Below are 17,125 nucleotides of genomic sequence, written 5' to 3' on the forward strand. Positions count from 1 at the left end.
TATTTTCAACTGAATCCGGAGCAAAAGTCGCAAGACTTGCGGATCCGGTTGGAATGGCCCAAATGGACTGACTGAATTACGACATGTTGAAAGAAAATTCGCAGATGGTCGATCTCGGAGAGCTCAAACCCCTTTTTCGCGACAACAACGAGGCCGAGTACGAGCTGGACCTGCGCGGTCTCGACATGCCTCATTCCGTCGCCTCGACCGAGCGCATGCTGGAACGCAACAGATTCCGCACATCGCGCTCCGTCCGCATCCTGATCGACGCGCCGGACGGCGAAGGCGGTACCAGCCATTTCCAGCCCATCGGACGTTTGCTGCTCGACGCGCGGAAAGAGGGTATCCTGACCGGAATGTCGACCCTGCCGCCTGAAGACGTTCTTGGCTTCCACATTGTGACGACCGGCAAGCCGGATGCGGAGGAAGGCGAAACAGACGCAGGCGTGAGCGAACCGGAGGGAGAAGACGTTTGAGAAATCTGGCCGACCGCACGACGGATTACTTCGAGACCCTGGCCCGCCTGACCCGCGAGGCCAGCGTGACCGACGGTGCGGGCAGCCAGAAAACACTCAGCGACGGCTTCGCCGATTTCCTTGCACAAGGCCGCGCGGCCCACGATGCCGGCAATAAACTGATCTTCGTCGGCAACGGCGCCAGCGCATCGATGGCCTCCCACTACGCCCTCGACCTCACCAAGAACGGTGGCATCCGCTCTCTTGCCATTACCGATCACGCCATGCTGACAGCGCTGACCAACGATATCGGCGGCGACGCGATCTTCGCCGAGCAGATCGGCTTCTATGCCCAGCCGGGCGATATTCTTGTCGCCATCAGCAGCAGCGGCTCTTCGCCGAACATCACGAAAGCGGTCGAGCGGGCGCGGGACATAGGCTGCGCCGTTATCACTTTCTCCGGCTTTACCGCCGACAATCCGCTGCGGCTGTCGGGCGATCTGAATTTTTATGTCGCCGGGGATGAATACGGCTTCGTCGAAACCGCCCACGCCGCACTGATCCACGCCATCATCGACCTGTCGCTCGGCTGGGGCACGGCGGAAGACCGTAATCCGGGCGCTCTGAAACGCCGCGGTGCGGCAGTATAAGTCCCCCATCGTACTCAGGCGCTGCTGAACAAACCGCCTCGCATCTCCCGCGCAAAGGATAAGCGCCCAATGCAGACAGTCGCCGTGCCGAAAGCCGCTCTCACCTGGTCCCTGCTTCTGCTGCGTCTCGGCGTCGGCATCGTGCTCGGCATGTGGGTGCTGAACAAGTTCGTGAACCCGACCGGCACGTCCGGCGTGCTGCAACATTACTATGGCGGCCCCGAAATTGGGCCCGGCATCTCCTACGCCCTTGGCGCGGCACAAGGCTTCATCGTTCTGGCCTTCGTGATCGGCTCCCGGAAACGCGTGGCCACCGCTTTGGTCTTCCTCATGCATCTCGGCTCCACCCTTGCACCGGTCGCGAATTATCTCGATCCATGGACCGTGCCGAACCTGCTGTTCTTCGCAGCCTGGCCGATGCTGGCGGCCATCGTGGTGCTCTATCTGTTGCGCGACTACGACACGCTGTTCTCGATGGAAGATGGGATGGAAGAGAGGCTGAATGCCTTGCGCCCGGCCGGAGACTGACGTGAGCCAGGACAAGGGCCCACATCTGTCGAAACCGGAGGTCCGGCAGCTTGTTACGACGCTCGATGAGGCGAATGGCGACACCCGGCGCGCGGCGATGGCGCGCCTGTCATGGCGCCCGGCCTGGGCGATCCGTAGCCGCAACGGTGCGCTGAGCGCATTTTTTGATCTGTTTCGCCGACGCAAGGACGCGCGGGATTAAGAGGCGTACCCGGCCCAGCCGGATTTACGCAGATCGCAGGCCGGGCAGTCGTCGCAGCCATAGCCCCACGCGTGCAGCACGGTCCGGTCGCCGCGATAGCAGGTATGGCTCTCCCGCCGGATCAGCTCCACCAGATCCGCGCCTCCAAGCTCCTCCGCCATTTTCCAGGTCGCCGCCTTGTCCAGCCACATCAGCGGCGTGTGCAGCACATAGCGCTTGTCCATGCCGAGGGTGAGCGCGACCTGCAGCGCCTTGATGGTGTCGTCCCGGCAATCCGGATAGCCGGAGTAATCGGTCTCGCACATACCGGCGATAATATGCCGTGTATCCCGGCGATACCCGACCGCCGCCGCCGTCGTCAGGAACAGTAGATTACGGCCCGGAACGAACGTGTTCGGCAACCCGGCCTCATTCATCTCGATCTCTTTGTCCCGGGTCAGCGCCGTATCGCTGATCGCACCGAGCAGCGAAAGATCGATAAAATGATCCTCCCCGAGCTTCGCGCCCCATTCAGGAAACCGCTCCCGCAGCGCCGCGAGGAAGGTCGTCCGCACCTCAAGCTCGACCGCATGGGTCTGCCCGTAATCGAAAGCAATGGTCTCGACATGATCAAACCGGTCCAGCGCCCAGGCAAGACAGGTGGCGGAATCCTGCCCGCCGGAGAAAAGAACCATCGCTGTTTCGGTCATGGGGATACCTGCTTTTGACTTGCCGTTCAGGTTCAAGAGTCGCGGCAGTCAGCGCTACTAAGCCAATCGCTCTTTTGGGGAATCACAGGTCGAAAGCTGAAAAGAGATCAGCGCGACGTTAGTCGAATGATGACGTCTCTAACCCGCACTCGCCGCCGCAATCGCGGCAATCCGGTCTTTCTTCCGCAGCCGCTCGCTCGCGGACTTCAGCTGTCCGCAAGCCGCCAGGATGTCCCGCCCGCGCGGGGTCCGGACCGGTGAGGCGTAGCCAGCCTTCAGGACCACCTGGGCGAACTTCTCGATGGTCTCGTCGTCAGAGCATTCATACTCCACGCCGGGCCACGGATTGAACGGGATCAGGTTGATCTTGGCCGGGATGTCCTCGATCAGTTTCACCAGCGCCCGCGCGTCGTCCAGGCTATCGTTCACGCCCTTCAGCATCACGTATTCGAAGGTGATGCGGCGGGCATTGTTAACGCCTGGATAGGTCCTGCAGGCGTCGAGCAGGTCCTTGATCGGGTATTTCTTGTTGATCGGCACCAGCTTGTTGCGGATCTCGTCGGTCACCGCGTGCAGCGAGACCGCGAGGTTCACGCCGATTTCGGCGCCGCAGCGCTCCATCTCGGGAACAATGCCGGACGTGGACAGGGTGATGCGGCGCTTGGACAGGCCGAGACCCTCGCCGTCCATGGCGATCATCATGGCGCGCTTCACATTGTCGAAATTGTACAACGGCTCACCCATGCCCATCAGCACGATGTTGGTCAGCTTGCGGTCGCTCTGCGCCGTCGGGAAGCCGCCGAGCCGGTCGAGCGCGACCAGAATCTGGGCGACCATCTCGCCGGATGTCAGATTGCGGACAAGGCGCTGGGTGCCGGTATGGCAGAAGGAGCAGGTCAGCGTGCAGCCGACCTGGGAGGAAATGCAGAGCGTGCCCCGGTCGTCGTCCGGGATGAACACGGCCTCGGCCTCGTTCCCGTCGTCGAACTTCAGCAGCCACTTGGCGGTGCCGTCCTCGCTCCACTGCTCGCGGCTGATTTCCGGGCGGCCGATCTTGTAATGCTGGGCCAGCTCTTCGCGCAACGGTTTTGCCAGCGTCGTCATCTCGGCAAAATCTGTCACACCCTTGTGGTAGATCCAGTGCCAGATCTGACCCGCGCGGAATTTCGGCAGGCCGCGCGTCTTCAGCTCTTCTATGAGCTGTTCGCGATCAAGGCCCACCAGATCCTTGGCGGCAAGGTCTGCGGCGAGATCGGTCGTCGCCGGCTGGTCGGAGGCGGCGGAAGTGGATAAAGCATGTGTCGACATGGGCCGTAAAATGAGTGCACAGGCCTGCAAAGGCAAGCCGAATCGGCGGAAAGCAGCCATGCCGGAAGCGCGCATCTCGTGGGTGGGGGAAGAAGCTCTGGGAGACCAGCAATGAGCGCATCGCAGAAGGTTGTCATCGCGGGTGCCGGGATCATCGGCGCCGTGGCCGCGTTCGTGCTGAGCCGGGCCGGTGCGCACGTCACCATTGTCGAGGCGCGGCCGGGACCGGGAGAGGGCGTCTCGGCGGCATCCTTCGGCTGGATCAACGCGATCACCTTCGATCCGGAAGATGATCCGGCACTCTATGGGTTGCGCCGGGATGCGTTCGGCGCCTGGGCAGCACTGGAACAGGCCCTCGGCAAGCCGCTTCCCGCGCACCGGCAGGGCGCCCTGTTCTGGGGGCGCTCCGTCGAGGAGACCATGGAGGCCCGGGATAGGCACCGGGAGGCCGGTAGCAGCTACCAACTCATCGGCCAGGCGGAGATCGCGGCCCTGCTGCCGCAGCTCGCCTCCCCGCCTGAGGCCGCGCTGTTCGCGCCGGAGGAATTCGCACTCGATGTCAGTGCCACCGTCCGGATGCTGCTGAAAGCGGCGGAAGAGAATGGCGTGGTGCTGATAACCGGCGCCCCCGTCACCGGGATCGACAGCGCGGGAGGGCATGTGAGTGCCGTCCGGGCCGGGGATCACCGGCTTGAGGCGGACAGGCTGATTGTCGCGGCGGGAACGGAGAGCGGCCGGATCCTCGCCCCGTTCGTTCCCGATCTCGGAGTGGCGGCCTCGCCCGCCGCGCTGGTCACCGTCACCGGGAATTTCCCGCAGACAACCTGCATCACGGATAGCCCGGAGCTGGAATTCCGCATTCCCGCCCCCGGCCTCTTGATGTCTGCTCACAGCGTTCCCGAGGGAAGCAATCCGGAAGATGCCCTCGCCCGGCGTACCGTCGAGCGGGTGAAGCGTGTCCTGAAAGAGACGGGAGAGGTTGCGGTGCGGTCCGTGCAGGTCGGCCAGCGGCCATTCCCGGAAGGTGGAGTGCCGCTGGTCGGCCCGGTCGCGTCACTCACCGGGGCCTATGCCGCCGTTGCCCATCCGGGCGTCATCCTGGCACCGGCCATCGGCACCACGCTCCACGATCTGATAGCAGGGCGCCGCGCCGGAAGCGGGCTTCAGCCGAAAGCTTTCTAAGCCCGGTGGCCGGTTATTTCCGGCACTTGCCGTCGATCAGCTTCTTGGTCGCGGTGAACCCGCGCAGGGAGTAGGTGTCCGATGTCTTGGTGCCGCGCGAGGAAACGCCGGCCACCACCATCTTGCTGCCCTTGATCATCGCGTTGACGATGGAACTGTCCGTCTTGGCATCCGGCGCCCAGGCCCGGTCCTTGTCGGTGAAGAGGGAGAATTTCCGCCCACCGATCTCGACCTCGACCTCACTGTCCGGCTTGTAGCTATAGCCGGTGACAATGCTGAACTCGCCCTTGCTGTCCGCGTCGGGGTGGTGGGTGACCAGCGCGTAGATGTGGCCACGCTTTGAGTAATTACCCTCAGCCTTGGTCGGCGTGCTGGCCATGTAGCAGACAGTCTTGCCGCCACTCTCGTAGGTGTAGGCGATCCAGTCGCTGTTGCGGCCAATGGTCTGCGGTTCCTGTGCGGAAGCCGTGCTGGTCACGCCGACAGCAACGGCGAGACCGAGCAAAAGCAAGCGGAAGTGCGTCATGGTGATAGAGCCAGCCATTCCGGTTTTCATATCTAGGGTTTTGGATGCCATCCCGGCGGTCAATATACAATGCAAAGAATGTGGCGGGATTGAGAAATCGGCCGGAAATCGAGAAATTTTTCCCGCCGAGTGATCTGCTCCCGAGCTGCAAGCGTATCGTCAGCGTCATGTTAGAGCAAGCCGGCCTGGAAACTTCAGACCATCCGCTTGAGTCCGTGTGCTTTGAAACGGTACAACCGGATCTGGCGCACAAGAATATGGACCGGCTTCCCTTGGACATGACGCATGAAGATCTGATCGAGGCAATTGCCGGGAGCCAGGACAAAGCGGCTTTCCAGCAGCTCTTCGAACATTTTGCGCCGCGCCTGAAATCATACCTCCTGAGGCTTGGTGCGGATGCGGCAATGGCGGAAGATGTCGCTCAGGAAGCGATGGTCATGGTCTGGCGCAAGGCAGCGAGCTTCGACCGCAGGCAGGCCGGCGCCAGCACATGGATTTTCACCATCGCCCGGAACAAGCGGATCGACCGGCTGCGCCGCGAACGCAGGCCGGAACTGGACCCTGACGATCCCGGACTGGTCCCGGCAGCAGAACCGGCGCCCGACCGGTCGCTTCAGGACGGTCAGGCGCGCCAACGCATCGCGGCCGCGATGAAGGCCTTGCCCGACGAGCAGGCCGATCTGGTGCGCCGTGCATTTTTTGATGACGAGTCCCACAGCCGGATTGCTGAGGAAAGCGGTCTGCCGCTGGGAACCGTCAAGTCACGCATCCGTCTGGCCCTGACCCGGCTCAGGCACGAGATGAAGGATTTTGAATAGTCATGGCTGAAGCAAAATCAAACGCCGGCGCCATGCCCGGCGAAGACTTGCTGCTCGACTATGCAAGCGGCGCCTTGCCGGAGCCGGTATCGGTGCTGGTGGCGACCATGCTCGCCCTGCGCCCGGACCTGCGCCAGAGGGTGTCCGAGATGGAGGCTGTCGGCGGCTATCTGCTGGAAGAGATCGAGCCGGCCGACTTGTCGAACGATGCCTTTGACGCCGTACTGGCCCGGATCGAAGCCCCCGGCATGCCGGATGAAGCTTCTGCGAATAACGATAATGCAACACCGTCCGACGCCGCGACCGTCGCGGCCGTGCCGGAGCCTCTGCGCTCCTATCTCGGCAGCCCGCTCTCCAAACTGGCCTGGCGCAAACGCGGGCCGGGCATCGAGGAAGTCCGCCTGCCGGTCGCGGATAAACGTTTCGAGATGTCGGTTCTGCGCCTCGGTCCAGGCCGCAGCGTGCCGACGCACAGTCACGAAGGCAGCGAGCTGACGCTGGTTCTCGACGGGGCTTTCAGCGACGCCGCCGGCCGGTACGCACGCGGCGATCTCGCAGTGAATGGCGAGGAAGACCAGCATGCACCGATGGCCGATCCAGAGGATGGTTGCCTCTGCCTGGCAATCACCGGCGGCCCGCTGCGCTTCAGCAATCCATTGATCCAGCTCTACGACAGGATGACCCGGGGTTAGCTCTCGCTCTCCGCTGCCTTTGCAGCCGCAGCTTGCCGTTTCCGGTTCTTCCGAACCCAGAGCGGCGGACCAAAGCTCGGGACTTTTTCCGGCTGCGGTTCGGTAGGCCCGCCTGGGGAAACTGGACGGCGGGCGAAGTTGCCGGTGGATTGCAACCGGTCATACATGACCAGCGCGCCTGCCAGCCCGACATTGAGCGAGAACTTGGTCGGGATCTTCACGATGTGATCGCAGCGCGCCACCATCTCCTCGGACAGGCCGCCGCGCTCCGGGCCGAGCACATAGGCCGCAATTTTCGGGTGATGAAAACTCGGCAGTTCGACCGCGTCGTCGGTGATCTCGATGCCGACCAGGGCGCATCCCTTCGGCAGCAGCATGTTGCCGACCGTATCGAATTCATAGAACGGCAGGCTGCCGGCAGTTCCGGACGTGTCCGTCTGCTTGAGTTCATGCACTGAAAGCGCCGCCTGGACGCTGAAGACAAAACTGGCGCCGAAAGCGTGCGCCGTTCTGTAGATCGCGCCGACATTGCGGGATTTGCTGATCCCCTCGACGCCCATTCCGAAATATCCTCGCATGGCGTCTCTGTTGCACAAACCCGTGCGCCAAGGCAAGTTGCCTTGAACGTCAAGTCACCGGCCACAAGAGCCGGGAAAAGCATGCCAGACCAGGAGACGCCTCATGAGCCCGGACAGCCTCGCCGCTGACGACCGTATCGTGCGCACCCATATCTCGGAAGTCGATGCGGCTCCGCTGCTCATCGAAATCACCCGTGGCGACATGGTGGAATCCGTGCATCGCGGGATCGTTTCCGTCGTCGATGCCAACGGCAAGGAAGTGCTGTCCCTCGGCGATGTAGAGCGTCCGACCTATCCGCGCTCCGCCATAAAGCCCTTGCAGACCCTGCCGGTGATCGAAAGCGGCGCCGCCGACGCCTTCAATCTGAGCGAGGCGGAAATCGCGCTGTGCTGTGCGTCACATCGCGGCGAGCCGATCCACGCGGACAAGGTGATCCCCTGGCTCGCCCGTCTCGGACTCGGTGTCGATGATCTGGAATGCGGACCGCAACTGCCCTTCCACGAAGCATCCGCGCACGCCCTGATCAAGGCCGGCACCGAGCCGACCCGGGCGCATAACAATTGCTCCGGCAAACATTCCGGCATGCTCACCACAGCCGTTCATCTGGGCGAGCCGGTCAAGGGCTACACGGAAGCGGATCATCCGGTGCAGACACGGCTTATCGAACTGATCGGTGAGATGGGCGAGATGGACCTCTCGCGCACGGCGCGTGGTGTCGACGGTTGCGGCATCCCGGTCTTCGGTGCGCCGCTGCGTGGCGTCGCCTATGCCATGGCCCGCCTCGCCGCGCCGGACGCACTCGGCGCCGACAGGGCAGCCGCCTGCCGCCGGATCGTCAAAGCCTGCGCCAACAATCCGCTGATGCTCTCCGGCACCGGTGCGTTCAATTCCGTGGTGCTGGCCGAAACCGGCGAGAGCTGTCTGCTGAAGGGCGGGGCCGAGGGTTACTACACGGCTGCGCTGCCGGAAAAGGGATTTGGCGTTGCGATCAAGATCGACGATGGCGCGGGCAGGGCATCCGAGGCAGCCGTCCTCGCGGTGCTCATCAAGCTTGGTGTGATCGATGACGCACAGAAAGCCCGCATCGAAGCCTCTTGCTCGCCGGAAGTCCGGAACTGGGCCGGCCGTCTCGTCGGCTTCATCCGTCCGACACCCGCTTTCTGACTTTAAGAAAACCTGCTGTGGCAATATCTACAGCCCGCATCGGAAGACGCGATCTTGCTCTCGAGTAGCGTCACTTTCGAGGTCGTTTAAGGCCCTGCCAGCCGGTTTTCATGCATTTTTTCTTTGCGGGCCGCCCTCTCGCACGTTAGGAGATGCCGCGCGCTAAATTCCGAAAAGATTGATCAGTCATGCACCGCTATCGCAGCCATACCTGTCACGATCTCCGTATCGACCATGTCGGTGAAACAGTCCGCCTTTCCGGTTGGATCCACCGCCGCCGCGATCACGGTCAGCTGGTCTTCATCGACCTGCGCGACCATTACGGCCTGACCCAGTGCGTCGTCGACATCGAGGACGAGACCTTCAAGACGGTCGAGAAGCTGCGTGTCGAGAGCGTGGTGACAATCACCGGCCGCGTGGTCAAGCGCACCGACGAGACGATCAACGACAGACTACCGACCGGCCATATCGAACTTCGTATCGACGAGATCGAGGTGCAGTCCATCGCCGACGTGCTGCCGCTGCAGGTCAACGCGGACGAGGATGCCGGCGAGGACACCCGCCTGCGCTACCGCTTCCTGGACCTGCGCCGCGAGCGCATCCACAACAACATCATGCTGCGCAGCAAGGTGATCTCTTCGATCCGCCGCCGCATGACCGACCAGAATTTCATGGAGTTCCAGACTCCGATCCTGACCGCCTCCTCACCGGAAGGCGCGCGCGACTTCCTGGTGCCGTCACGTCAGCATCCGGGCAAGTTCTACGCCCTGCCGCAGGCGCCTCAGCAGTTCAAGCAGCTGATCATGGTTTCCGGCTTCGACCGGTATTTCCAGATCGCTCCCTGCTTCCGTGACGAGGACAGCCGCGCCGATCGCTCCCCGGGTGAGTTCTACCAGCTCGATGTCGAGATGAGCTTCGTCGAGCAGGAAGATGTCTTCCAGGCCATCGAGCCGGTCATGGCGGGCGTGTTCGAGGAATTCTCCGACTGGAAGGTGCCGGGTCCGTTCCCGCGCATCCCCTACAAGGAGTCGATGCTCAAATACGGTAACGACAAGCCGGACCTGCGCATTCCGTTCGAGATCTCCGACGTGACCGAGATCTTCCGCGACAGCGATTTCGCCGTCTTCGCCAAGGTTATTGCCGGCGGCGGCGTGGTCCGCGCGGTGCCGGGTCCGAAATGCGGCAGCCGGGCGATCTGCGACCGGATGAATTCATGGGCTCAGGGCGAAGGCGCTCCGGGCATGGGCTACATCATCTTCGGTGACGGCGAGGCACGCGGCCCGATCGCGAACCGCCTGACGCCGGAAAAGATCGCGGAACTGAAAGCACAGACCGGCATGGGCGATGGCGATGCCATCTTCTTCTCCGCCGGCAAGGAAAGCGACGCCGCCAAACTGGCCGGTACCGCCCGCGTGAAACTCGGCAACGATCTCGACATCGTCGAGAAGGACACTTTCCGGCTCTGCTGGATCGTCGACTACCCGATGTTCGAGCTGGACGAGGCGACCGGCAAGATCGACTTCTCGCACAACCCGTTCTCCATGCCGCAAGGCGGGCTTGAGGCACTGGAAACCCAGGAGCCGCTGGACATCCTCGCCTACCAGTACGACATCGTCTGCAATGGTATCGAGCTCAGCTCCGGCGCGATCCGGAACCATCTGCCGGAAGTCATGTACAAGGCCTTCGGCATCGCCGGGTACGAGCCGGAAGTTCTGGAAGACAAGTTCCGCGGCATGCTGAACGCGTTCAAGTACGGCGCCCCACCTCACGGTGGTATCGCGCCGGGTATCGACCGCATCGTCATGATGCTGGCGGACGAGCCGAACATTCGCGAGGTCATCCTGTTCCCGCTGAACCAGCGGGCCGAGGATCTGATGATGGGCGCGCCGAGCGAAGCGGAGCCGCAGCATCTGAAGGAACTCAGCGTCCGTCTCGCCCTGCCGCCGAAGCCGGCAGCACCGGCCGCCGAGTAATTAATACACATGCTTGGTGCCGCCGAGGCGTTCAAACGCGCACTGGCGGCACTCGCCGACGGAAAACTGACGAAGCAGCAGAACTGTCTCGTCTGGTCTCCGGGCAGGCCGAAAATCATGCGCCCTGCCTAAACCATCCCCGGCAGATTTTGATAAATCTCGAGTGTCTCTGATCGTCGATGCGGTCAGGTCAGGTGCGCCGTCGCGCTAGTCGATCCGCAGATCGACTGACTGAACTGTGTGATTCTTGCCGGGCCCCGATGGACGCTCAACCTGGACCAGCCCACGATACGTCCCTTTCGGCCAGTCACTGCGAGACTTCTTTCCAATATATTTGAAGGTCCTGAGCTGCGGTTTTTCCTGGACCCATTCCGTCTCCGTCAGAACACCGCCATCCGGCGCCGTAAAGCGCATCGACACCCGATCGCCCTTCCGCAATCCGTAGAGGTCTGTCCAGAGAACCAGAAGCGGGGCATTCGCGGAAATATCCGGATCGGTGAACTTGCCTTCCACCACGCCAAGCGTGTCCGGCACTTCACCGGCAATCCCGCTTGCCTGAATCAACGGCGCGGAATAGCGGAACTTGCGCAGCACCGTTTCCTTCCAGAGCGGTGCCTTGCCAATGCCGCACGCACCTTCGTCCGCATCAAGCCCAACGAAGGGGTCGACGACCTTGCCGTCTTTCTCAAACTGAACATGGAGATGCAGAAATTCGGTCGAGCCGGAAAGCCCCACAAACCCGAGCCGATCGCCGCTGACGACCGTATCGCCTGCCTTCACGGCAACGCTTCCGCGCTTCAGGTGGCAATACTGACTGACCCAGCCGCCGCCATGATCGATCCGGATCCCGTTACCGCAATCCCGTCCCTTCAGGGATTCCTTGCCGGCAATCCGGATATTCACATCCGGCATTTCGTCCCGCACGCCGACCACCTTCCCGGTCGCTGCCGCGAGAACGGGCACCTCGTCCCGGTTCAGCCGGCGCGGATCCGAGATCGCGAAATCGATGCCCTTGTGCCCGTCGACGGTCATCGCACCGCACTGGTAGTCGCGGCGGCCCTTGGTCGGGTCAAGGTCGACATATTTCAGCGGCCAGCAATCGACACCGGGATCGCAGGCAATCGGCATGGAAAGCGGTAATGGTGACGGCTCAAGCGCGCCAAGATCCAGCGGCGCCTGCTCCGAAACGTGAGCCGTCGAGGTCTCGGACGCCATCGCCTGCGTGGGCCGCCCTTGATCTTCGGGAGACAATAACGCGGTCATGAACCAGACGAACGCGCCACCAACGAGCATCACAAACGCTATGTACACTGCGATCAGTCGTCCCAAAACCAGCTCCGTTCGGCGTATCTAGCCCTTCACCAACGACCGCAGATAAACTCCGTAGCCGCTTTTCGCCAGCGGTTCGGCCAGCTTCAGAAGTGTCTCGTCGTCGATGTAACCCATATGGTGGGCGATTTCCTCGACACACGCAATTTTCAGCCCCTGACGTTCTTCCACGGTGCGGACGAACTCGGACGCCTGCAGCAGCGAGTCGTGGGTGCCGGTATCGAGCCACGCATAACCACGCCCCATCCGCTCCACATGCAAATCCCCGCGCTCCAGATAGACCTTGTTGACGTCGGTGATCTCAAGCTCGCCGCGCGGCGACGGCTTGATCGACTTGGCGATATCGATCACGTCCCGGTCATAGAAATAGAGCCCGGTCACCGCCCAGTTGGATTTCGGGTGTTCCGGTTTCTCTACGATCTCGTTTGCCTTGCCTGCCTCATCAAAGGAGACAACGCCGTAGCGTTCCGGGTCCCGGACGTAATAGCCGAACACCGTGGCGCCGCTCTCGCGGTCAGCCGATCGCTGCAGCATCTCCGTCAGGCCGTGGCCGTAATAGATGTTGTCGCCAAGGATCAGGGCCGACGTGTCGTCACCGATGAAGCTCTCACCGATGATGAAGGCCTGCGCCAAGCCGTCCGGCGAGGGCTGCACCCGGTATTCCAGCGAAATGCCCCACTGGCTGCCGTCGCCGAGCAGGCGCTGGAAGCCTTCCTGATCCTCAGGCGTAGTGATGATCAGGATATCCTTGATCCCCGCCAGCATCAGCGTGCTGAGCGGGTAATAGATCATCGGCTTGTCGTACACAGGCAGGATCTGCTTGCTGACGCTGACGGTCAGCGGGTAGAGCCGTGTGCCGGACCCGCCGGCGAGGATGATCCCTTTCATCCCTCTCCCTTTCTCTCGTTTATTCAGGCCTCGGCCAGAAGCACCTCGAGCACATCGTCGAGGCCATCCTGCCAGGGTCTGCGCGGCACAGTGAAGGCCGCGAGAATTTTGCCCGCGTCGAGCACGGAATTGACCGGACGCTTCGCCGGTGTCGGATATTCGCTTGCCGGAATAGCCTCAACCTCGGGGCGTCGTCCCCAGACAGGTTCCGCTCGGGCAAAGATCGCCTCGGCAAAGCCATGCCAGCTTGTCCGGCCATCGGCGGTGTAATGATAAGTGCCCCAAGCGTCCCGGTTACCGTCCGCGATCCGGGTGGCGATGGTCAGGATCGCGTCAGCGATGTCGCCTGCCGCCGTCGGCGCGCCAAACTGATCGGCAACAACGCGAAGCTGATCGCGGTCCTTGCCGACCCGCAGCATCGTCTTCACAAAATTGGCGCCATGGGCAGCGTAGACCCAGGAGGTGCGCATGATCACATGTTCACCGAGCACGGCCCGCACCGCCTGCTCTCCCGCTTCCTTTGAGGCGCCATAGACGCCGAGCGGCGCCACCGGATCGCTTTCCAGATAGGCGCCCTCCTTGCTGCCGTCGAAGACATAGTCGGTCGAGATATGGATCAGCGGAATACCGGCGGCTTTCGCGGCGGCGGCGAGATTGGCCGGACCGTCGCGATTGATGGCATAAGCCGCGTCCCGGTCTTCTTCCGCCTTGTCGACGGCCGTGTAGGCCGCCGCGTTGACGATCAGGGACGGTTTGATCTGCGCCACAGCCGCCTGAACGGCGGCCGCATCTGAAATGTCGAGGTCCGCCCGCACCAGGCCTTTCACGTCATGACCATGCTTCGCCGCACGCGCCAACAGCTCCGTGCCGACCTGCCCGCCAGCGCCGGTGACGAGGATCATGACCACTACTCCTTGGAGCCGGTGCCGAGACGCTCGCCGGCATATTTGCCGTCGAGGATCGGCTGCCACCAGTCCTTGCGGTCGAGATACCATTCGACGGTCTTGCGCATCCCGCTCTCAAAGCTCTCTGACGGCTCCCAACCAAGCTCAGCCTTGATCTTCGAGGCGTCGATGGCATAGCGGAAATCGTGGCCCGGACGATCGGTCACATGCGTGATCTGCTCGGCATAGCCCTTGCCGTCCTGGCGCGGCACGAACTCGTCCAGCAGGGCGCAGATGCCGGTCACCACATCGATGTTGCGGCGCTCCTCATTGCCGCCGATATTATAGCTCTCGCCTGGCACGCCTTTCGAGCAGACGGTCCAGAGCGCGCGGGCATGATCGTCGACAAACAACCAGTCGCGCACATTCTCGCCTTTGCCATAGACCGGCAGCGGCTCGCCCGCGAGCCCCTTGATGATCATCAGCGGGATCAGCTTTTCCGGGAAATGGTAAGGCCCGTAATTGTTCGAGCAATTGGAGAGCACGGTCGGCAGGCCGTAGGTCTCCATCCAGGCCCGGACCAGATGATCCGAGGATGCCTTGCTGGCGGAGTAGGGCGAGCGCGGGTCGTAGGCGGTTTCCTCGGTGAACAGCCCCTCGTCGCCGAGCGAGCCGAAGACTTCATCCGTGGAAATGTGATGGAAGCGGAAGCGCGTCTTCACGTCTTCCGGGGCGGCCGCCCAGTAATTCCGGGCTGCCTCCAGCATGGTGTAGGTGCCAACAATGTTGGTTTCGATGAAGGCCGCCGGGCCATCGATCGAGCGGTCGACATGGCTTTCCGCCGCCAGATGCATCACCGCGTCCGGCTTGTACTTGGAGAATATCCGCGCCAGCGCCGGGGCGTCGCAGATATCCGCCTGCTCGAAGCGATACCGATCCGACCCGCTGACCTCGTTAAGCGATGCCAGGTTCGCCGCATAGGTCAGCTTGTCGAGATTGATCACCGTGACGTCCGTGTCGGCGATCAGATGGCGGATGACGGCGGAGCCGATGAAGCCGGCACCCCCGGTAACGATGACGGTTTTGACGTCGCTCATGCTCGGGATTTCCTCAGGCTTCGTAGGTGAAGGGGCTGTCGAAGGCGGCAAAGGGCGTATAGCCCTCGTCCTTGGCGGAGAGGATCGGCCCACCGTCCAGCGGCCAGTCGATCCCGATATCCGGATCGTTCCAGGTCAAACCGCCCTCGCATTCCGGTGCGTATTTGCCGGTCACCTTGTACAGCACCTCGGTATTTTCCTCGACGGTGCAGAACCCATGGGCAAAGCCGACCGGTACCAGGATCTGGTTCCATTCATCGGCACTGATTGTCCGGCCGACCCATTTGCCATAGGTTGGCGAGCCTTTGCGTATATCGACGGCGACATCGTAGATCGCGCCCCGTATCACCCGCAGAAGCTTATCCTGACCATGCGGCGGGGTTTGGAAATGCAGCCCCCGCAGAGTGCCTTTCGGCGCAGAGAAAGAGTGGTTGTCTTGGACGAATGTATAATCGAGACCGGCGGCTTCGAAAGCGCCCTGATTATAAGTCTCGGAGAAAAAGCCACGATGGTCGCCGAACTTTTTCGGCGTGATGATCTTGACGTCCGAGATCTCTAGCGGCTCGACCTGCAAGGCCCTGTCTCCCCCTGGATACACGCGGCCTCAAAAGGCCTGCGCGGCTATAGCATGCGGTGCGCGAAGGCGGCAAGCCGCGCGCCCCGGAAAGCCGCTCAGGCTCTTGTCCCCGGAGCTTGTAACATGGGCTGAAAAGATGGCACATCAGAGCCATGGAAACTCCGCGCCCAGAAACGACGTCCCCCGGCTGTGCCGTCATCATCGTCAGCTACCATACCGGCCCCTGCCTTATGGACTGCATCCAGGCGGCTCTCGGTGAAGCGTCGGCGCGCGAAGTGGTGGTGGTGGATAACGGCAATCCGCCGGAAGTCGTAACCACGCTCGAAAAGATGGCCGCATCCGAGCCGCGCCTGACCTTGCTGACCGGTCACGGCAATGTCGGCTTCGGCCGGGCCTGCAACCTCGGCGCGCGGGCGACGACAAGCCCCTTTCTTCTGCTGCTGAATCCGGACAGCGTCCTGCAGCCCGGCAGCCTCGACGGCGCCATGGCGCTGCTCGGCACACGGCCAGACATCACGCTCTACACGATCCGGATCGAAAACCCGGACGGCAGTGAGCAGCGCGGCTGCCGGCGAAACCTGATGACCCCGTGGACCTGTCTGGTCGAGGCCTTCGGCCTGCACCTGCTCGGCTTCAGGCGGATCAACCTCAACCACACACCGCCGCCGGCCGCACTGACGGAGGTCGAGTGTATCTCCGGCTCCTTCATGCTGTTTCCCCGCTCCTTCTTCGAGAAGATCGGCGGCATGGATGAGGATTATTTCCTGCATATGGAAGATGTCGATACCTGCCAGCGCGTCCGCAAGGCGGGCGGCAGCATCTGGTTCGATCCGGCCTTCTCCGCAGTCCATGTTCAGGGCACCAGCGAGACGACAAAGCTTTATATAGAACGCCAGAAGACCAAGGGCGGCATGCTCTATTTCGCCAAGCATTTCGGCGGCTGGGCGAACCCGCTCGTGGCCTTGGTCAATCTCGCACTCTGGCTCCGGTTCGGCCTGATCGCCCTGCGGCTCGGCCTGAAGCGCTGATGGAAGAACTCGGCGTATATGGTGGGCTTTTCCTCCTATCCTTTCTGGCGGCAACTTTCCTTCCGGCGCAATCCGAGTTTGGCCTCGTCGGGCTGATCCTGACGGAATCCTATTCGGTTCCTCTGCTTATCGCCGTTGCGTCGGTCGGCAACACTCTTGGCTCGGTCGTAAACTGGCTGCTTGGTCGCTTCATTGACCGCTTCATCAGCCGAAAATGGTTCCCGGCGTCACCGGCACAGATGGAGCGCGCCTGCGGCTGGTACCGGAAATACGGTCAGTGGAGTCTGCTGCTGAGCTGGGCACCTTTTATCGGGGATCCTCTGACCCTCGCGGCCGGAGTATTGCGTGAGCCGTTCGGGCGGTTTCTGCTACTCGTCGCCATCGCGAAAACCGGGCGCTATATCGTCGTCGCAGTTCTGACGATCTAACAATTTCCAACACAGACCGTCCGCCCCAGCTGCGCTGAAATTGGCGTAAATCTTTTGACTTCTTCAATTTTTAAAAATTAAAAAACTCGTTAATAAAGCATGAATCATTTTAATTAAAATTTGCAGTG

20 protein-coding genes are annotated in these 17,125 nt (G+C 62.1%); 11 read left to right on the plus strand and 9 right to left on the minus strand.

The window, feature by feature from the left end; all coding sequences use genetic code 11:
* Positions 1-83: 83 nt before the first annotated feature.
* The 4 genes from IG629_RS11045 to IG629_RS11060 all read left to right on the plus strand — a co-directional run bounded on the left by IG629_RS11045 (position 84) and on the right by IG629_RS11060 (position 1,835).
* Positions 84-476 carry a hypothetical protein gene (locus IG629_RS11045; protein WP_226886618.1) on the plus strand — a complete coding sequence of 131 codons (393 nt, stop codon included), beginning with the start codon at positions 84-86 and terminating at the stop codon, positions 474-476.
* Positions 473-1,105 carry an SIS domain-containing protein gene (locus IG629_RS11050; RefSeq protein WP_193172005.1) on the plus strand — a complete coding sequence of 211 codons (633 nt, stop codon included), beginning with the start codon at positions 473-475 and terminating at the stop codon, positions 1,103-1,105. Before IG629_RS11045 ends, IG629_RS11050 begins: the two co-directional genes overlap by 4 nt.
* Positions 1,106-1,174: 69 nt before the next feature.
* The gene (locus IG629_RS11055; protein ID WP_193172006.1) at positions 1,175-1,633 is read left to right on the plus strand and encodes a hypothetical protein; all 459 of its coding nucleotides are present in this window, start codon (positions 1,175-1,177) and stop codon (positions 1,631-1,633) included.
* Between the two features lies 1 nt (position 1,634).
* Entirely contained in the window at positions 1,635-1,835 is a 201-nt protein-coding gene (locus IG629_RS11060) for a hypothetical protein (RefSeq protein WP_193172007.1), read from the plus strand.
* On the opposite strand, the gene queC is transcribed toward IG629_RS11060, so the two are convergent.
* Together queC and rlmN are read right to left on the minus strand one after the other, a co-directional pair.
* On the minus strand, positions 1,832-2,524 hold the full coding sequence (queC, locus tag IG629_RS11065; RefSeq protein WP_193172008.1) for a 7-cyano-7-deazaguanine synthase QueC: 693 nt from the start codon (positions 2,522-2,524) through the stop codon (positions 1,832-1,834). The genes IG629_RS11060 and queC overlap by 4 nt on opposite strands.
* Positions 2,525-2,662: 138 nt before the next feature.
* On the minus strand, positions 2,663-3,832 hold the full coding sequence (gene rlmN, locus IG629_RS11070) for a 23S rRNA (adenine(2503)-C(2))-methyltransferase RlmN (protein WP_193172009.1): 1,170 nt from the start codon (positions 3,830-3,832) through the stop codon (positions 2,663-2,665).
* 111 nt (positions 3,833-3,943) lie between these two features.
* Here rlmN and IG629_RS11075 point away from each other — a divergent pair, with 111 nt between their 5' ends.
* Positions 3,944-5,014 (plus strand): NAD(P)/FAD-dependent oxidoreductase, encoded by a 1,071-nt coding sequence (locus IG629_RS11075; RefSeq protein ID WP_193172010.1) that lies wholly within the window; start codon positions 3,944-3,946, stop codon positions 5,012-5,014.
* A gap of 13 nt (positions 5,015-5,027) precedes the next feature.
* Here the strand turns inward: IG629_RS11075 and IG629_RS11080 are convergent, their stop codons facing one another.
* Positions 5,028-5,558 carry an invasion associated locus B family protein gene (locus IG629_RS11080; RefSeq protein ID WP_193172011.1) on the minus strand — a complete coding sequence of 177 codons (531 nt, stop codon included), beginning with the start codon at positions 5,556-5,558 and terminating at the stop codon, positions 5,028-5,030.
* Positions 5,559-5,818: 260 nt separating this feature from the next.
* Here IG629_RS11080 and IG629_RS11085 point away from each other — a divergent pair, with 260 nt between their 5' ends.
* Entirely contained in the window at positions 5,819-6,358 is a 540-nt protein-coding gene (locus IG629_RS11085) for a sigma-70 family RNA polymerase sigma factor (protein ID WP_226886619.1), read from the plus strand.
* A 2-nt stretch (positions 6,359-6,360) separates the two neighbouring features.
* Positions 6,361-7,050 (plus strand): ChrR family anti-sigma-E factor, encoded by a 690-nt coding sequence (locus tag IG629_RS11090; protein WP_193172013.1) that lies wholly within the window; start codon positions 6,361-6,363, stop codon positions 7,048-7,050.
* Here IG629_RS11090 and IG629_RS11095 read toward each other — a convergent pair.
* Entirely contained in the window at positions 7,047-7,628 is a 582-nt protein-coding gene (locus IG629_RS11095) for an RNA methyltransferase (RefSeq protein WP_193172014.1), read from the minus strand. The genes IG629_RS11090 and IG629_RS11095 overlap by 4 nt on opposite strands.
* A gap of 103 nt (positions 7,629-7,731) precedes the next feature.
* On the opposite strand from IG629_RS11095, the gene IG629_RS11100 reads away from it, so the two are divergent.
* Positions 7,732-8,793, plus strand: coding sequence for an asparaginase (locus tag IG629_RS11100; RefSeq protein WP_193172015.1), 1,062 nt, complete (start codon positions 7,732-7,734; stop codon positions 8,791-8,793).
* Positions 8,794-8,981: 188 nt separating this feature from the next.
* On the plus strand, positions 8,982-10,766 hold the full coding sequence (gene aspS, locus IG629_RS11105) for an aspartate--tRNA ligase (RefSeq protein ID WP_193172016.1): 1,785 nt from the start codon (positions 8,982-8,984) through the stop codon (positions 10,764-10,766).
* A 207-nt stretch (positions 10,767-10,973) separates the two neighbouring features.
* On the opposite strand, the gene IG629_RS11110 is transcribed toward aspS, so the two are convergent.
* The 5 genes from IG629_RS11110 to rfbC are packed head-to-tail and all read right to left on the minus strand — an operon-like array spanning position 10,974 to position 15,538.
* The gene (locus IG629_RS11110; protein ID WP_193172017.1) at positions 10,974-12,077 is read right to left on the minus strand and encodes a M23 family metallopeptidase; all 1,104 of its coding nucleotides are present in this window, start codon (positions 12,075-12,077) and stop codon (positions 10,974-10,976) included.
* Positions 12,078-12,116: 39 nt separating this feature from the next.
* Complete coding sequence (rfbA, locus tag IG629_RS11115) at positions 12,117-12,983, minus strand: glucose-1-phosphate thymidylyltransferase RfbA (RefSeq protein WP_193172018.1); 867 nt, start codon at positions 12,981-12,983, stop codon at positions 12,117-12,119.
* Positions 12,984-13,006: 23 nt separating this feature from the next.
* Positions 13,007-13,885 (minus strand): dTDP-4-dehydrorhamnose reductase, encoded by an 879-nt coding sequence (gene rfbD / locus IG629_RS11120; protein ID WP_193172019.1) that lies wholly within the window; start codon positions 13,883-13,885, stop codon positions 13,007-13,009.
* Between the two features lie 5 nt (positions 13,886-13,890).
* Positions 13,891-14,964: a dTDP-glucose 4,6-dehydratase gene (gene rfbB / locus IG629_RS11125; protein WP_193172020.1), complete on the minus strand. Its 1,074-nt coding sequence runs from the start codon at positions 14,962-14,964 to the stop codon at positions 13,891-13,893.
* Between the two features lie 13 nt (positions 14,965-14,977).
* Positions 14,978-15,538, minus strand: a complete 561-nt coding sequence (rfbC, locus tag IG629_RS11130; protein ID WP_193172021.1) for a dTDP-4-dehydrorhamnose 3,5-epimerase — start codon at positions 15,536-15,538, stop codon at positions 14,978-14,980.
* 155 nt (positions 15,539-15,693) lie between these two features.
* Here rfbC and IG629_RS11135 point away from each other — a divergent pair, with 155 nt between their 5' ends.
* Together IG629_RS11135 and IG629_RS11140 are read left to right on the plus strand one after the other, a co-directional pair.
* Entirely contained in the window at positions 15,694-16,569 is an 876-nt protein-coding gene (locus IG629_RS11135) for a glycosyltransferase family 2 protein (protein WP_193172022.1), read from the plus strand.
* A complete protein-coding gene (locus IG629_RS11140) occupies positions 16,569-16,997 on the plus strand; it encodes a YqaA family protein (protein ID WP_193172023.1) in 429 nt (142 codons plus the stop codon). The genes IG629_RS11135 and IG629_RS11140 overlap by 1 nt, the downstream gene beginning before the upstream one ends.
* The last annotated feature ends 128 nt before the right edge of the window (positions 16,998-17,125 follow it).

This window comes from Nisaea nitritireducens, assembly GCF_014904795.1.
Lineage (GTDB): Bacteria > Pseudomonadota > Alphaproteobacteria > Thalassobaculales > Thalassobaculaceae > Nisaea > Nisaea nitritireducens.

Coding starts and splice junctions, on each gene's coding strand:
- IG629_RS11045 (WP_226886618.1), top strand. CDS start 84: ATGTTGAAAGAAAATTCGCAGATGGTCGATCTCGGAGAGCTCAAACCC.
- IG629_RS11055 (WP_193172006.1), top strand. CDS start 1,175: ATGCAGACAGTCGCCGTGCCGAAAGCCGCTCTCACCTGGTCCCTGCTT.
- queC (WP_193172008.1), bottom strand. CDS start 2,524: ATGACCGAAACAGCGATGGTTCTTTTCTCCGGCGGGCAGGATTCCGCC.
- rlmN (WP_193172009.1), bottom strand. CDS start 3,832: ATGTCGACACATGCTTTATCCACTTCCGCCGCCTCCGACCAGCCGGCG.
- IG629_RS11075 (WP_193172010.1), top strand. CDS start 3,944: ATGAGCGCATCGCAGAAGGTTGTCATCGCGGGTGCCGGGATCATCGGC.
- IG629_RS11080 (WP_193172011.1), bottom strand. CDS start 5,558: ATGGCTGGCTCTATCACCATGACGCACTTCCGCTTGCTTTTGCTCGGT.
- IG629_RS11085 (WP_226886619.1), top strand. CDS start 5,819: ATGACGCATGAAGATCTGATCGAGGCAATTGCCGGGAGCCAGGACAAA.
- IG629_RS11090 (WP_193172013.1), top strand. CDS start 6,361: ATGGCTGAAGCAAAATCAAACGCCGGCGCCATGCCCGGCGAAGACTTG.
- IG629_RS11095 (WP_193172014.1), bottom strand. CDS start 7,628: ATGCGAGGATATTTCGGAATGGGCGTCGAGGGGATCAGCAAATCCCGC.
- IG629_RS11100 (WP_193172015.1), top strand. CDS start 7,732: ATGAGCCCGGACAGCCTCGCCGCTGACGACCGTATCGTGCGCACCCAT.
- aspS (WP_193172016.1), top strand. CDS start 8,982: ATGCACCGCTATCGCAGCCATACCTGTCACGATCTCCGTATCGACCAT.
- rfbA (WP_193172018.1), bottom strand. CDS start 12,983: ATGAAAGGGATCATCCTCGCCGGCGGGTCCGGCACACGGCTCTACCCG.
- rfbD (WP_193172019.1), bottom strand. CDS start 13,885: ATGATCCTCGTCACCGGCGCTGGCGGGCAGGTCGGCACGGAGCTGTTG.
- rfbB (WP_193172020.1), bottom strand. CDS start 14,964: ATGAGCGACGTCAAAACCGTCATCGTTACCGGGGGTGCCGGCTTCATC.
- IG629_RS11135 (WP_193172022.1), top strand. CDS start 15,694: ATGGAAACTCCGCGCCCAGAAACGACGTCCCCCGGCTGTGCCGTCATC.
- IG629_RS11140 (WP_193172023.1), top strand. CDS start 16,569: ATGGAAGAACTCGGCGTATATGGTGGGCTTTTCCTCCTATCCTTTCTG.